Here is a 13,492-nt window from a genome sequence, read left to right as displayed (position 1 = left end):
TGTACTAATTCTCCAACCTAAACTTTCAATATCCAAACTTTCTTCAGGAGGCCAGCCCATGAACCCGCTTCTGTTCCGCATCCCTCCCCTGCCGCATTATATAGCCAGCGGCCTCAATCACTGCCAGCCCGGCTATCAGCACCGGAGCCGCCAGCAGATCAAGGTATTTGACTTGCTCATTGTCCAGCAGGGATGCCTGTATATCGGCGAGGAGGAGCAGCGCTTCACCGTGAAGGCAGGCGATGCCTTGATCCTTCGCCCCGACTGCCACCACTTTGGAACCGAAGGCTGCAAGGAGGATACGGCCTATCATTGGCTCCACTTTCAGACCTTCCATGACCTGCCCGCCTTATCGGTGACAGGGTCCGCTTCCGGCACTCTGACTGAGACTACAGGAGAGCATCCCGCTTCTCTATTCGATATCAGCTCCTTCAATCTGGTGTTATCGCAGTTTGTTAACTTACTTCTGCCGGACAGAGCTTACGAGGTATTGGAGCAGCTCACGCAATTGCAGGCCACCGCCCACCTCGAAGCCGTCCGCTTCAGGCAGCAGCTCCTCTTCCAGGATCTTCTGCAGCAGCTGGCCGCTTCTGTGAACCCGGAGCACCGCAGCTCCCAAACCACCCTATGTGCCGAGCAGGCCGCCTCCTATCTCCGCACCCACTACCGTGAAGAGATTACAACCGCCATGCTGGGAGACAGCCTCAACTTCCATCCGGTCTATATCGCCCGTTGCATGAACAAGGTATATGGCTGTTCACCCATGGAATATCTGCTCCGCTACCGTATCGGACAGAGCAAGCTGCTGCTAATGCAGACCAGCTTCCCGATCTCCCGGATTGCCGAAGAGGTCGGCTTCAACCAATCCTCCTACTTCAGCTCCAGCTTCATGAAGCTGGAGGGGTTGTCGCCGCGCGAATACCGGCAGCGCTTCTCATGAAACAGGCCATCAGCGAAGAATACGCTGATGGCCTGTTTACTTAGTGATGATTACGCCTCCGGCAATGCCGCCGTCAGCGTGAACTCGAATTCCAGCTGCTGACCCGCTGCGATCCGGTATTCCGGATGCACCGGCGCTCCCCAGCTGTCATCCCCGCCCACACCCATCTGCTGTGCAGCGAGGGTGACAACCGTATAGTGCACCTTAGGCAGCTCATAAGCATGTGCTGCCTGCTCCAGCTCGAACGCTGTATACGGTGACAGCGTACATTCCAGCGGCTGGCCCGCAGCCGCCTGAACTTGCAGCCCATACCCTCGGCTGTCCGTGATGCTCACCTCACGGACGCCCGTCCGGTTGCCGGATTCCTGCGGTACCAGATACGGTGACGGCAGCTCCGTCACCTTACGGCGGAAGCGGGTGAGCCGCGCTCCATATGCGCGGTCACTATAGTTCTCTTCCGGTCCGCGGGCATACCACTCGGAGGCCTCGTAGTCTGCCGGCATCCGGAAGGATACCGCCACTACCGGCACATCCGGCAAGCCGTCTGCTCCGGTGTAGACCATCCGGACACGGACGCTGCCGTCGGCATGAACCGTGTATTCAATGCTTGCCTTCAGCTCACTGCTGATGCTGAAGGCGTAGTCGAAGCTGACCGTAGCCCGGTCTGCTTCGGTGTGCAGGCTGACCGCCGTACACTGGCGGGCCAGACTGGCCGCGAACCAGCCGCCGGCATGGTACCCCAGGCCAGTCCCTTTGTCATTGTCGGTGGTGGCCCGCCAGAACAGCGGAGCCGGCGGAGTCGCAATCATCTCGCGCCCCCCGTAGCAGAGCGACACCAGGGAGCCCGCCTGCTTGGAGAACAGGGCGGAGAAGCCGCGCCCGGTGACCCCGATATTTACATCCCCTTCAATGACGCCGAACTCCCCGGACGCAGGCAGCAGTGCCTTTTTCCCGCCTGCTGTTGCCCCGGCTGCTTCTACGCGGAACACATGCTCTCCATAAGCGGTCTCGAACCCGGAATCCGCCCATAGTTCAGCTTCCTTCAGCGTAAGACTTACCGCCAGCGTGTACTCCCCTGGAGCTGTGGATACATCCGGCAGTTCCAGCGAGATTCTCGCCTCTTCCTGAGCCGCAACCGCAAGCTCCTGCTGCCCCTTGAAGATTTCCCGTCCTTCTCTGAGCAACCTGAACTCCAGCAGCAGCCGCTCCGTTCCCTCGAACAGATTGCCGTTGATCACCGTCACGGCATCCGCTTCAGGAACCAGCCGGATGTTCTGGTAGAGGAACTTCACCTCTTGCATCTTCGGCGTAAGGGTCCGGTCAGCGAAGACGATCCCGTTACCGCAGAAGCTGTAGTCCGTCGGCCGGTCATTGAAATCCCCTCCATACGCCAGATACTCTTCACCGTACCGGTCCTTGGCTACCAGCGCCTGATCGATGTAATCCCAGATGAAGCCGCCCTGATAGAGCGGATAACGGCTCTCCAGCTCGATATATTTATGGAGTCCTCCAACCGAATTCCCCATAGCATGCATATACTCACAGCTGATATACGGCTTATCCGGCTGATTCTCCAGGTACTCCACAATGTCGGCGGGCTTGGCATACATCCGGCTCTCCATATCACTGCTGTCATTATATTTGCGGTTATGGAAGACTCCTTCATAATGCACCAGCCGTCCCGGATCAGCCTTGCGGAAGTAATGGGACACCTTGAAAATGACCTCACCCGCATACGATTCATTGCCGCAGGACCAGATCAGGATCGACGGATGATTTTTATCGCGCTCCAGCATCGATACCGCCCGGTCCATGACAATCCCCTCCCACTCCGGCTTATCCCCGGGGATGTTCCAGGACGGCTCAACGGCGCCCATCTTCTGCCACGAGCCATGGGATTCCAGATTCATCTCATCAATCACATACACCCCGTATTCATCACACAGCTCATACCAGAGCGTCTGATTCGGATAATGCGAGGTCCGCACTGCGTTGATATTATTCTGCTTCAGGATGATGATATCCTTAATCATATCTTCCCTGGAGATGTTCCGTCCTGTGCGGGGGTTGAACTCATGGCGGTTGACGCCTTTGAACATGATCCGTTGGCCGTTCAGCAGCATCAGCTTGTCCTTCAGCTCGAACACGCGGAAGCCCGCCCGCTGCACAATCGCCTCCACCAGTTTCCCTTCGCTATTACTTACAGAGATACAGACGTTATACAGGTACGGATTCTCCGCGCTCCACAGGAACACCTTGCCTGCATCCATACTCAGAGCCGCCTTGCCCGCCACAGCCCGTCCTTCTGCTGTCGCCACCACAGCGCCTGCCGCATTCTTCAGCTCCATTCGGATCATAGCCTCGGCCTCTGATGCCATGCGAAGTTCAGCCGTTAACTTGCCTTCCTCATAGGAAGCATCCAGCCCCGCCTGAATCCGCAGATCCTGTACATGCAGCTCAGGAACCGTATACAAATACACCTCACGAAAAATCCCCGAGAACCGCCAGAAATCCTGATCCTCCAGCCAGCTCCCCGTGCAGCGCTGATAGACCTCAACCGCGAGCTTATTGGCTCCTTCCTGCAGATAGGGTGTCAATTCAAATTCCGCAGGGGTGAAGCTGTCTTCACTGTAGCCGACGAAGTGCCCGTTCAACCATACATAACAAGCCGCCTCTACCCCCTGAAAAGAAATAAAGACCGGTCCCTTCCCCATATTCTCCGGCACCTCAAAAAACTTCACATAGCTGCCCACCGTATTACTGCTCACCGGAATCTCCGGCGGTCTTACAGCATCCAGACCGTCCCAAGGGTACATCGTATTCGCATATTGCGGCCTGCCGTACCCCTGAAGCTGAATATGACCCGGTACCTGGATGTCCCCCCAGCCTCTCGTATCATATTCCGTCTTATAGAAATTCTGCACACGGGCTGCGACATTCACTGCATAACTGAATTTCCAATCTCCGTTCAGAGAGTGGCGCAGCGCCATGGGGGCTTGTCTCTCCGCTTCCTCCATCGTTCTATAATACCGGTGGTCCGAATGCGCTTCCAACCGGTTCACCTTAAATACAGATACATCGCTCAGCCAATCCAGACTAGGTTCATTGCCTGACATTATAGTGTCCTCCTTCATCTTCTTGAAGTGAATCTGTTCCTTATTCTACCCAAAGTTTGCCCCGGCTCCAAGAAGCGGATCACAACTTCGGTGCAGATAACTTACTTTTCAGGTGGTTTTATGATTTCCGGAGGCTTTCGCTTCATTCTCAAGGGAGGCGAAATAAGCGATCTTATGGTCAATCTTCCGGGCAAAGCTCTGAAAGAACTTAATCTTCTCATCGATATGCTGTTTATGCTCCTGCAGCAGCTTGCGCTGATCGGGCAGACGGTCCCTGCCTTCCTGCGAGAACGCAATGAATTGCTTAATGTCCGCTATAGCCATTCCGGTATCCTTCAGGCAGCAGATTAGCGAGATCAGCTCCAGATCCTCATCATTGAAGCAACGGTTACCGTTCACATCCCTTGCCACAACCGGCAATACACCCTCCCGTTCGTAGTAACGCAGCGTATATTGGCTCAGTCCGCTTTTTTGTGCTATGGTTTTGATGCTGTATCCCATCATGCAGCTCCTTTCTGCCAACCATGGCTGGCTTCACCTATATGTAAAGGTAACACCAATCCGTTTCTATGAACAGCCACTCTATGATTCTATTGACTTACACCTAACTCTAAGGTCTAAGCTTACACTATACCTTCATTTAAGGAGTGAATAATTAATGGTAAAAAGAATTAATGTGGCTAACGGTACACTTGAGGTGTCCGAGATTTCACTCGGCTGTATGCGGATCGCTGATTTGTCTCCCAAAGAGGCTGAAGTCCATATCCAAAGCGCCCTTGAGGTCGGCATAGACTTTTTTGATCATGCGGATATTTATGCCGGCGGCAAAGCGGAGGAAGTATTCGGGGATGTACTGGCTGCAAATCCCGGCATGCGCGACCGGCTCATGATCCAGGCCAAATGCGGCATCCGCAATGGCTTCTTCGACTTCTCCAAGGAGCATATCGTGAGCTCAGTAGAGAACAGCTTGAAGCGGCTGCAGACCGATTATGTAGATGTCCTGCTCCTCCACCGCCCCGATACCCTGATGGAGCCGGAAGAAGTAGCCGAAGCCTTCGATGATCTGGAGCGCAGAGGGCTGGTCAAGCATTTCGGCGTCAGCAACCAGAACCCTCTACAGATTGAGCTGTTGAAAAAGAATGTCAAGCAGCCCCTCCTCTTCAACCAGCTTCAGCTCAGCATCATGGTTACCGGCATGATTGATGCCGGCTTCAATGTCAACATGACCAATGCGGGTTCCGTAGTCCACGATGGCGGAATCCTGGAGTACAGCCGCCTGCACGATATGACCATCCAGCCCTGGTCGCCGTTCCAATATGGATTCTTCGAGGGCGTATTCCTGGGCAACGAGAAGTTCCCTAAGGTGAATGAAGTGATTAACCGTCTTGCCGCAGAAAAAGAGGTAACCGATACCGCCATCGCGACCGCTTGGCTGCTTCGCCATCCGGCCAAAATGCAGCCGATTGTCGGCACCACCAACACCGCGCGCCTGCTCGACATCGCCAAGGCCTCAAGCATCACCCTCAGCCGCGAGGAATGGTACGAAATTTACCGCGCAGCGGGAAATGTGCTGCCTTAAACCAGACCATCTGTATGAAAGACCTGCAAATCCTCTTTAGAAAGGGGGTTGCGGGTCTTTTTGTATTGCACCCATGACTTCAAGCAAGTTTTATAATAGGCTCTTGCAAAAAATTTTATATCATAATACGCTTTTCACAGACATCGATGTACTTATATTTAGAAGGAGAACAACTATGAATAACAGAATTCTAGATTTCGAGAATCTGATTAAAACAGAGTATGGCAATATTGCTGGTATTGTAGTACTGCTCGGCAGCGAAAAGGTATATGAAGGCTATTTTGACGGCTACACCGCTAACGATCCGATACATATTGCATCGGTGACGAAGAGCGTTGTGTCTGCACTGATCGGCATTGCCATAGACAAAGGCTATATTAATAGCATTGACCAGAAAGTATTGGAATTTTTTCCTGATTACACGGTCAAACGCGGTGAAAAAATGATACAGAATATCACAATTAAAAATATACTGACAATGACCGCACCATATAAATACAAGTCGGAGCCATATACAAAAGTCTATACCAGCGAGGATTGGACCAAAGCTGCGCTGGACTTGTTGGGTGGCAAGGACGATCCTGGAGGATTCAAGTATTCCACAATCGGCCTACAGGTCCTGTCGGGAATCCTCACCAATGCAACCGGCCAATCTGTACTTGATTTTGCCACAGAACATCTGTTTGAACCGTTGGGAATCAAAGCGCCCCCTAATGCGAATATACATTGTAAAGAAGAGTATTTGGCGTTCCTCAAAGATAAATTTGTTAATGGTTGGATCATAGATCCCAAAGGAACGAGCACCGCCGGTTGGGGACTTACCTTAACCCCCTTGGATATGGCAAAGATCGGTCAGCTATACCTAAATGAAGGTTTGTGGAACGGTAAGCGAATGCTATCCGCAAAATGGATCAAGGACAGTACCCAAGAAAACAGCCGATGGGGAGAGTTACCTTACGGGTATTTATGGTGGATTGTTAACAATGAGGGACAAGGTTGTTATGCGGCTTTGGGCGACGGCGGAAATGCGATTTACGTAAATCCCAACAAGAAAATCGTAGTTACGATTGCTTCTCGTTTCATGCCCCGTGCGAAGGACAGAATTGAATTGATTACAAAGTATATCCTACCGTTGTTTGAGCCGACAAAGGAGTAACCGATATCGCCAAAGCCTCGGACATCACCCTCAGCCGCGAGGAATGGTATGAGATTTACCGCGCAGCCGGGAATGTTCTGCCTTAACGAAGAAGGCAAAAAAACACCGCCAGACTTTAGACCTCTTTGGGCTAAAGCTGGCGGTGTTTTCTTTAACTACCTCGCGATTGGGCTTGCTTTTTTACCCATCTTATAAATTCCAATCCAGGCTAACATTAATATGATCTGAGCCAGAACGACCAGCCACAAGACTTCCGTGAAACCTCCTATAAGGCAAAAAATAGTGTTAACCAGAGGGAAACCTAAGAACGTAAACATGATCGGAAAATCTTTTTTGGGAGTGATTGAATAATTAACCTTCCGGTCCCAGAGCTTTAGGAAAGCTAATGCTAAAACTCCGATTGTAATTACAGAAAGTGCAATCAAATTCACCCATTGCATATTAGAGGTTCTTTCGAAGAACGGCCCCATATAATTAAAGAAGTTAGATAACGGTGAGAACATACAAGCCAATGACGCAAGGGCCGCCAGAAACGGATAGATGTAACCAACGGTTTTACTGTAGCCTTTCTTTTTATGCCACCATTCCCCTATCAGAATAAAGACTGTCCAATACCCCGCGATATAAATCCATCCTGTAAAATTCATCACGGGTTCCCCATAGATCTGAGGTTCCCCGGCCAGCGGATAATACGTCCATCTTGCAATGGTTCCATCCATGGTCTCAAAAATCTGTTTAACGGCCACCGGATCGAGTGAAAAGTCAAATACCATAGCGCTCAAGCCCGTAATAAAGGGTTTAGTCCAGGACGGTATATTTACAGACTTCAGAACACGCAAAGTGGAATAAATGATCAGAAACTCAATAATAGGAACAGTAATCGGTATATTAAATAACATTAAGATACTCCGCCCATAGGCGTAGAAACCTTCCCCAAGCGATGAAGCAGTAATTTCAAAAACGGCGGCGTAAAAAAATACAAAACCAAGAAATTGCAGCAGAACTGTTTTGGGATGCGTTTCCTTATCAAGGATATAAAAAACCATTAGAACAGCAGCAATTAAGACGCTAATATCTTGAATTATCCATACAGGTACGACAGTTATATCACCCATATTTTACCTCCATTTAAGTTGAATTTGAATTGAACGTTCAAGTAAATTATAATTTCACTGTGTTACTTAAACAACAGGCTGTTCGATTGAGATATGTTAGTTATCATACAAATCACATTAGATTTGTTCATTTACTATTTTATTATTTTAAATTGGGAGGATAATATGGAAGACAAAAAAACAGATCATAGAGTGAGATATACAAAAATGGTGATCAAAGAAAGCTTGTTGAAGCTGCTGACAGAACGGTCAATCAATAAAGTTACAGTGACCGACATTTGCAGAGAAGCAGGGATTAACCGCAACACCTTTTATTCACACTATGCGAATCAGTTTGAGCTTCTTGCAACGATCGAAAATGATCTTTACGAAGAAATTAAGCAACTTGGAATTAGTTCTTCAAACCCTCAAAAGCTATCTTATGAATTATGTAAGTATATAAAAGCGAATAAAACAATATGTGAGGTTCTGTTCTCCGAGCATGGCGATAAAGAATTATTAGAAAGGATCCTTTATATCAGTCACGATTTAACGATTGAGCGATGGAAGCAGGAATTAAAATATTTTGATCCGCAATTATTTGAGTCCTGGTATACGTTTACCGCTCATGGCAGTATAGCCATTATTAAAAAGTGGGTGAGTAGTGGCCTGAAGGAAAGCCCGAGTAAAGTTGCAGCTTTTATTGATAAAGCCACAGAGGCTGTATCCAAGGCTTTTTATTCCGAGGAATTATAAATCATAAAAAATGAAGCGGTCCCTCTTTTTTGCGGGCCGCTCCCCTGCTCTTTTGCCAACATTCAATTTCATTCCGACTGATCCGGTTGATCTTTTGCTGCTTGTAAAAGTGCGGCCTCTTTCGCTGAAAGCTCATTTATCTATTAGGCTGGAAGGGCCATTCATGGCTGTAGACATCGGATATCTTTTCCAGCACTTGCTTATCATATTATGTGAATTTCAATTCACGACTGAGGTTGTCCGCCGCAAGGACTGCGCCTTATTCGTACCGGGTCAAGATATGCTTGAAATCCGGCTGATGTACCATCGCATCATAAATATAGAGCACATTTCCGCCAGGATAACCGAGTACGCACTCTACGCCTTCCTGCAGCAAGCCGCGCAAAAGCACCTCCGAACCGGTGATATATTCCCCTGCTGGCATGGTTGTTTCATTCGTCATTCCTAATTGCTGTTCCATGGGGCAGCCTCCTTTGCAAAATAAAAAGTTAACCCCTTTATGCTCAGATGAGAGGTAAGTTAGCGATAGAAGTCAACCATATCTCCAAACAACTGTTTAATAAATTCAAGCTCGCTTTCGTTATATTTCCCCAAAAATTCGTACATTCTTTGCTTTTCCTTCGCATGAAGCTCATCATGAGCAGCAAATAGCTTTTTGCCGACAGACGTTAGCCGAAAATACACTTCCTTTTTGTTGTCGTTGAGCTGGGCTTTTCGAACCCAACCTGCCTTTAGTAATTTATTTGCAATTTTGGAGGTATTTCCTTTGCTTAAATTTATTCTCTCCGCGATGGAAGTGAGATTGATCGGCTCCTGCTCACCGATGCACGCAATGATGTGCAGTTCCGTCATATTCAAGCTGAATTCCGATTCAATATGTTTCCGGATATCCTCCAGGTATGTGGCAGTTATTCGGGTTTCATATTGCTCTTTTTGCTCAAGAAACTGAACGAAAAATTTATGAATGGCGGTTTTGTTCTTATTGGCAGTATCCATGATTATACTGGCTCCTAAACTTGTTTTTATTATTATATCATATATTGTTCTCTGTGAAACAAATGTTCATACACTTATTTATATTAGGGTTGACAGAACAAATAGCAACAAAGTAAACTGATATTGTTTCATATGAAACAAAATTAGAATATAATTTTCATCACACTTGTTTTAACAGGCAGTAAAAAAGGTTCCAACGAAACAATAATTGATGAAGGAGGTTTACTGGAAATACTTGACCACTTTTCAAGAGAAGATTTATAAATATGGGAATGGAGCCTACCTGCCTATGGAAATTGTGAATCCGAAGATATTGACGGACAAGGTTACATCTGTAATTTCTCATGTCGTGGTAACTACTGCCTCAAAACTGGCTTTCATCTCAGGTCAGGTTTCTGTAGATGAATCAGGAGCATTGATCGGTTCAGGGGACTATTACGCGCAAGCGATTCAAGTGTTCACCAATCTTAAGTATGCATTGGAAGCCGTGCAAGCGGATCCCTTGTGCATTGCAAAAATGAATATTTTTGTTGTTAACCACAGCCCGGATTTGATTTCGATTATTTTTGACGCCGGATTTCATGTGTTTGGCCCTAACTGGCCGAAGACAGCAAGTACCTATATAGGCGTTCAAGCACTAGCCGATCCTGAATGGCTTATCGAAATAGACGCTATCGTGATCTTCCCATAATGTATAAGGAAAGAGGTTATTGATATGAAATATGAAGTCATCCTGATCGGTGGCGGTCCTGTCGGCATGATGTTGGCTGGAGAATTGGCCTTAGCCGGTGTAAAGGTATGCGTCATTGAGCGACTAAAGGAGACAACCCCATATTCACGTGCGCTTACCGTACATCCACGCACGCTTGAAATATTAGATATGCGTGGAGTGAAATCACAATTAATCAAGCAAGGCCGCTTACTTTCGAGAGGACATTTCGCCGGATTAGATACTCCTTTGGATTTCTCGGTGTTGGATTCTTCTTCCAATCATACCCTCTTTTTACCGCAGAGTGAGACGGAGAAGGTCCTGGAGGACTGGACTGTTAGTCTTGGCGCGGAGGTCTTGAGAGAGGTTGAGGCTCTGTCTGTGCATCAGGATGAGAATGGGGTCAACGTTAAGATCGCGGGACCGCATGGAGAAACAACGTTAAGATCAGCTTATGTGGTAGGTACGGATGGAGCCAGAAGCTTGGTTCGCAAACACGCAAATATATCCTTTGAAGGTACAGATGCGACCTTCACGGCTATTCTGGGGGATGCCGTTCTATCTGATTTGGCTCCTATGAGTGTCATATCCCGAATTACAGAACAAGGATTGGTCAGCATCATTCCAATACATGATCATATCTATCGAGTCTTGATGATCGATATGGAGAGACGTAACGTCTCCAAGGATGAGAGCGTTACATTGGAAGAGTTTCGTTCATCGCTCATCCGTACGACCGGAAGCGACCTGGGATTGAACGATGTGAAATGGATGTCCCGATTTGGAAATGCTACACGGCAAGCGGGACGCTATCGGAATGGTCGATTGTTCTTGGCGGGAGATTCGGCGCACATTCATTTTCCCGCTGGTGGACAGGGAATGAACGTCGGCTTACAAGAAGCGATGAACCTAGGCTGGAAGCTTGCAGGAGCAATCAAAGGCTGGGCTCCAGACTGGCTATTAGACAGTTATCATGCCGAACGTTTTCCATGGAATACGGCCTTGCTCCGGAATACCGAGGTTCAAACCCTGCTTCTGGACGTGACGCCTCTCATCACGGAACTGCGAAGCATGCTGGCTAATCTGATTCAAATACCGGAGGCTAATTATCAAATCGCTGCACAAATTTCCGCCCTGGACGTACATTATGCACCCGACGCCGAAGCGCGTTCCCATCCTTTAAACGGGAAACGTTTCAAAGATCTAAGCTTAAAGCTGAAAGATGGGCAATTAATTAACTCCTATCCACTCCTGCACAAAGGTACTTTTCTTCTGTTGCATTTCCATTCTAATGAACAGAATAGCGGTCAATGGGAAACGTATAGCAACCTTCAAGTTGTACATGCCTCTTTAGCTGAGGCTGACGCGGATTGGAACGACGTCCACACGGCGCTTATTCGGCCGGATGGACATATTGCCTGGGCGATTTCTCTATCCGATCCAAATCCAATTCAAACCATAAAAGAAGGAATCATTCGCTGGTGCGGAGACATTACCGTGTAGTAATTCGGGATAAACTAAAATCACGCAGTGTTGTCTTGCTAGGATCGAAGCCAAGGAACTCCGGTGGCGCTGGTTATCCTTGACCGGCCGGCGGAGCTGGCGACTGGAGGAACTTTTGCGGTAGGGAAATGATCCAGAAAAATAAGAACAGCCCATTAGATGAAAAATCTAATGGGCTGTTCTTACTAAAAATAATACCGGCGAGAGGACTCGAACCTCCACGGTTTCCCACTCGATTTTGAGTCGAGCGCGTCTGCCATTCCGCCACGCCGGCGTACACATATATAAATTCCAGAAAAAAAATAATGGAGGTGCCACCCAGATTTGAACTGGGGATAAAGCTTTTGCAGAGCTTTGCCTTACCACTTGGCTATGGCACCACATGAAATGGAGCGGACGACGGGAATCGAACCCGCGACCCTCGCCTTGGCAAGGCGATGCTCTACCGCTGAGCCACGTCCGCATATAATGGCTGGGGATATAGGAATCGAACCTATGAATGACGGAGTCAAAGTCCGTTGCCTTACCGCTTGGCTAATCCCCAATATATTTTTTAAAAGAAAATGGGGCGACCGATGGGTCTCGAACCCACGAATGCCGGAACCACAATCCGGTGCGTTAACCCCTTCGCCACGGTCGCCATGTGAAGCTTTTAAGTTGTATTGCTATGTAATTCTTATAAAAGAAATGGGGCGACCGATGGGTCTCGAACCCACGAATGCCGGAACCACAATCCGGTGCGTTAACCCCTTCGCCACGGTCGCCATATGATTCTTTTATATGAAATTACTTGGCAGGGGCAGCAGGAATTGAACCCACACCAACGGTTTTGGAGACCGTTGTTCTACCTTTAAACTATGCCCCTAAAAAATGGTGGAGGCTGATGGATTCGAACCACCGAACACGTACGTGAGCAGATTTACAGTCTGATGCGTTTGGCCACTTCGCTAAGCCTCCACGGTATGGTGCCGGCGAGAGGACTTGAACCCCCAACCTACTGATTACAAGTCAGTTGCTCTACCAATTGAGCTACACCGGCATATTAAGTTGTGTATGGTGGCGCGGGAGGGAATCGAACCCCCGACACAAGGATTTTCAGTCCTTTGCTCTACCGACTGAGCTACCGAGCCATAAAAGTAATTTTGTAAAGATGGCGGAACCGACGGGATACTCTTCACTCCGTTACGAGATTGCGAAGTATTCCTTACGATGCCTATGCTTCAACGAACCCAGGGATTTCTCATCCCTTACGCCATTAAAAATGGCGGAACCGACGGGATTCGAACCCGCGATCTCCTGCGTGACAGGCAGGCATGTTAGGCCAACTACACCACGGTTCCAAATTGGTTGCGGGGGCAGGATTTGAACCTGCGGCCTTCGGGTTATGAGCCCGACGAGCTACCGGGCTGCTCCACCCCGCGTCATTGAACAAAATCTATTCGGTTAAGATAGATGGTGGAGGCTGAGGGGTTCGAACCCCCGACCCTCTGCTTGTAAGGCAGATGCTCTCCCAGCTGAGCTAAGCCTCCATGTATCAGTTCCAAAAAAATGGTGACTCGTATGGGATTCGAACCCATGTTACCTCCGTGAAAGGGAGGTGTCTTAACCCCTTGACCAACGAGCCATGCTGTGTAAAAAGTATT

General features: G+C 48.6%; 10 protein-coding genes, 14 tRNA genes and 2 pseudogenes. 7 read left to right on the top strand and 19 right to left on the bottom strand.

Annotation, left to right across the window (positions count from 1 at the left end; genetic code table 11):
• The first annotated feature begins 58 nt into the window (after nucleotides 1-58).
• Nucleotides 59-940 carry a helix-turn-helix transcriptional regulator gene (locus MKY64_RS00125; protein WP_340950365.1) on the top strand — a complete coding sequence of 294 codons (882 nt, stop codon included), beginning with the start codon at nucleotides 59-61 and terminating at the stop codon, nucleotides 938-940.
• Nucleotides 941-990: 50 nt separating this feature from the next.
• Here MKY64_RS00125 and MKY64_RS00120 read toward each other — a convergent pair whose 3' ends face one another.
• The gene (locus tag MKY64_RS00120; RefSeq protein WP_340950362.1) at nucleotides 991-4,056 is read right to left on the bottom strand and encodes a glycoside hydrolase family 2 TIM barrel-domain containing protein; all 3,066 of its coding nucleotides are present in this window, start codon (nucleotides 4,054-4,056) and stop codon (nucleotides 991-993) included.
• Between the two features lie 108 nt (nucleotides 4,057-4,164).
• The gene (locus MKY64_RS00115) at nucleotides 4,165-4,557 is read right to left on the bottom strand and encodes a MerR family transcriptional regulator (RefSeq protein WP_076085605.1); all 393 of its coding nucleotides are present in this window, start codon (nucleotides 4,555-4,557) and stop codon (nucleotides 4,165-4,167) included.
• Between the two features lie 157 nt (nucleotides 4,558-4,714).
• Here MKY64_RS00115 and MKY64_RS00110 point away from each other — a divergent pair, with 157 nt between their 5' ends.
• From MKY64_RS00110 to MKY64_RS33350, 3 genes and pseudogenes are all read left to right on the top strand, one after another.
• Nucleotides 4,715-5,635, top strand: a complete 921-nt coding sequence (locus MKY64_RS00110) for an aldo/keto reductase (protein WP_340950361.1) — start codon at nucleotides 4,715-4,717, stop codon at nucleotides 5,633-5,635.
• Between the two features lie 175 nt (nucleotides 5,636-5,810).
• Nucleotides 5,811-6,791: a serine hydrolase domain-containing protein gene (locus tag MKY64_RS00105; protein ID WP_340950360.1), complete on the top strand. Its 981-nt coding sequence runs from the start codon at nucleotides 5,811-5,813 to the stop codon at nucleotides 6,789-6,791.
• Nucleotides 6,788-6,877, top strand: a pseudogene (locus MKY64_RS33350) (aldo/keto reductase); the annotation flags it as partial. The gene MKY64_RS00105 and the pseudogene MKY64_RS33350, both read left to right, overlap by 4 nt.
• A gap of 69 nt (nucleotides 6,878-6,946) precedes the next feature.
• Here the strand turns inward: MKY64_RS33350 and MKY64_RS00100 are convergent.
• A complete protein-coding gene (locus tag MKY64_RS00100) occupies nucleotides 6,947-7,906 on the bottom strand; it encodes a carotenoid biosynthesis protein (RefSeq protein ID WP_340950358.1) in 960 nt (319 codons plus the stop codon).
• 165 nt (nucleotides 7,907-8,071) lie between these two features.
• On the opposite strand from MKY64_RS00100, the gene MKY64_RS00095 reads away from it, so the two are divergent.
• Complete coding sequence (locus tag MKY64_RS00095; RefSeq protein ID WP_340950355.1) at nucleotides 8,072-8,641, top strand: TetR/AcrR family transcriptional regulator; 570 nt, start codon at nucleotides 8,072-8,074, stop codon at nucleotides 8,639-8,641.
• A gap of 262 nt (nucleotides 8,642-8,903) precedes the next feature.
• Here the strand turns inward: MKY64_RS00095 and MKY64_RS00090 are convergent.
• Nucleotides 8,904-9,101 (bottom strand): annotated as a pseudogene (locus MKY64_RS00090) (thiamine pyrophosphate-binding protein); the annotation flags it as partial.
• Between the two features lie 59 nt (nucleotides 9,102-9,160).
• Nucleotides 9,161-9,637 (bottom strand): MarR family transcriptional regulator, encoded by a 477-nt coding sequence (locus tag MKY64_RS00085; RefSeq protein ID WP_340950353.1) that lies wholly within the window; start codon nucleotides 9,635-9,637, stop codon nucleotides 9,161-9,163.
• 235 nt (nucleotides 9,638-9,872) lie between these two features.
• Between MKY64_RS00085 and MKY64_RS00080 the strand changes: the two genes are divergently transcribed.
• Complete coding sequence (locus MKY64_RS00080; RefSeq protein ID WP_235192044.1) at nucleotides 9,873-10,328, top strand: RidA family protein; 456 nt, start codon at nucleotides 9,873-9,875, stop codon at nucleotides 10,326-10,328.
• Nucleotides 10,329-10,352: 24 nt separating this feature from the next.
• Nucleotides 10,353-11,849 (top strand): monooxygenase, encoded by a 1,497-nt coding sequence (locus tag MKY64_RS00075; protein ID WP_340950352.1) that lies wholly within the window; start codon nucleotides 10,353-10,355, stop codon nucleotides 11,847-11,849.
• A gap of 195 nt (nucleotides 11,850-12,044) precedes the next feature.
• Here the strand turns inward: MKY64_RS00075 and MKY64_RS00070 are convergent.
• From MKY64_RS00070 to MKY64_RS00005, 14 genes are all read right to left on the bottom strand, one after another.
• A tRNA-Leu gene (locus MKY64_RS00070) sits at nucleotides 12,045-12,123 on the bottom strand.
• Nucleotides 12,124-12,155: 32 nt separating this feature from the next.
• Nucleotides 12,156-12,229: transfer RNA gene (locus MKY64_RS00065), tRNA-Cys, on the bottom strand.
• 8 nt (nucleotides 12,230-12,237) lie between these two features.
• A tRNA-Gly gene (locus tag MKY64_RS00060) sits at nucleotides 12,238-12,312 on the bottom strand.
• Between the two features lie 6 nt (nucleotides 12,313-12,318).
• Nucleotides 12,319-12,393, bottom strand: a tRNA-Gln gene (locus tag MKY64_RS00055).
• Nucleotides 12,394-12,413: 20 nt separating this feature from the next.
• Nucleotides 12,414-12,489, bottom strand: a tRNA-His gene (locus tag MKY64_RS00050).
• 48 nt (nucleotides 12,490-12,537) lie between these two features.
• Nucleotides 12,538-12,613, bottom strand: a tRNA-His gene (locus MKY64_RS00045).
• A 27-nt stretch (nucleotides 12,614-12,640) separates the two neighbouring features.
• A tRNA-Trp gene (locus MKY64_RS00040) sits at nucleotides 12,641-12,714 on the bottom strand.
• A gap of 6 nt (nucleotides 12,715-12,720) precedes the next feature.
• A tRNA-Tyr gene (locus MKY64_RS00035) sits at nucleotides 12,721-12,806 on the bottom strand.
• A 6-nt stretch (nucleotides 12,807-12,812) separates the two neighbouring features.
• A tRNA-Thr gene (locus MKY64_RS00030) sits at nucleotides 12,813-12,888 on the bottom strand.
• A 15-nt stretch (nucleotides 12,889-12,903) separates the two neighbouring features.
• Nucleotides 12,904-12,979: transfer RNA gene (locus tag MKY64_RS00025), tRNA-Phe, on the bottom strand.
• 132 nt (nucleotides 12,980-13,111) lie between these two features.
• Nucleotides 13,112-13,189, bottom strand: a tRNA-Asp gene (locus MKY64_RS00020).
• A 4-nt stretch (nucleotides 13,190-13,193) separates the two neighbouring features.
• A tRNA-Met gene (locus tag MKY64_RS00015) sits at nucleotides 13,194-13,270 on the bottom strand.
• A 32-nt stretch (nucleotides 13,271-13,302) separates the two neighbouring features.
• Nucleotides 13,303-13,378, bottom strand: a tRNA-Val gene (locus MKY64_RS00010).
• 20 nt (nucleotides 13,379-13,398) lie between these two features.
• Nucleotides 13,399-13,473, bottom strand: a tRNA-Glu gene (locus tag MKY64_RS00005).
• Between the last annotated feature and the right edge of the window lie 19 nt (nucleotides 13,474-13,492).

Source organism: Paenibacillus sp. FSL R7-0210 (genome assembly GCF_038009085.1).
In the GTDB taxonomy this organism is placed as follows: Bacteria; Bacillota; Bacilli; order Paenibacillales; family Paenibacillaceae; genus Paenibacillus_AQ; species Paenibacillus_AQ silagei.
Note: the sequence above shows the minus strand (reverse complement) of the source record. Positions and strands in the feature narration are given on the sequence as shown.

Bases quoted from the DNA above. Each gene is read 5' to 3' on its own strand.
- MKY64_RS00125 (WP_340950365.1), top strand. From the start codon at position 59: ATGAACCCGCTTCTGTTCCGCATCCCTCCCCTGCCGCATTATATAGCC.
- MKY64_RS00120 (WP_340950362.1), bottom strand. From the start codon at position 4,056: ATGTCAGGCAATGAACCTAGTCTGGATTGGCTGAGCGATGTATCTGTA.
- MKY64_RS00115 (WP_076085605.1), bottom strand. From the start codon at position 4,557: ATGGGATACAGCATCAAAACCATAGCACAAAAAAGCGGACTGAGCCAA.
- MKY64_RS00110 (WP_340950361.1), top strand. From the start codon at position 4,715: ATGGTAAAAAGAATTAATGTGGCTAACGGTACACTTGAGGTGTCCGAG.
- MKY64_RS00105 (WP_340950360.1), top strand. From the start codon at position 5,811: ATGAATAACAGAATTCTAGATTTCGAGAATCTGATTAAAACAGAGTAT.
- MKY64_RS00100 (WP_340950358.1), bottom strand. From the start codon at position 7,906: ATGGGTGATATAACTGTCGTACCTGTATGGATAATTCAAGATATTAGC.
- MKY64_RS00095 (WP_340950355.1), top strand. From the start codon at position 8,072: ATGGAAGACAAAAAAACAGATCATAGAGTGAGATATACAAAAATGGTG.
- MKY64_RS00085 (WP_340950353.1), bottom strand. From the start codon at position 9,637: ATGGATACTGCCAATAAGAACAAAACCGCCATTCATAAATTTTTCGTT.
- MKY64_RS00075 (WP_340950352.1), top strand. From the start codon at position 10,353: ATGAAATATGAAGTCATCCTGATCGGTGGCGGTCCTGTCGGCATGATG.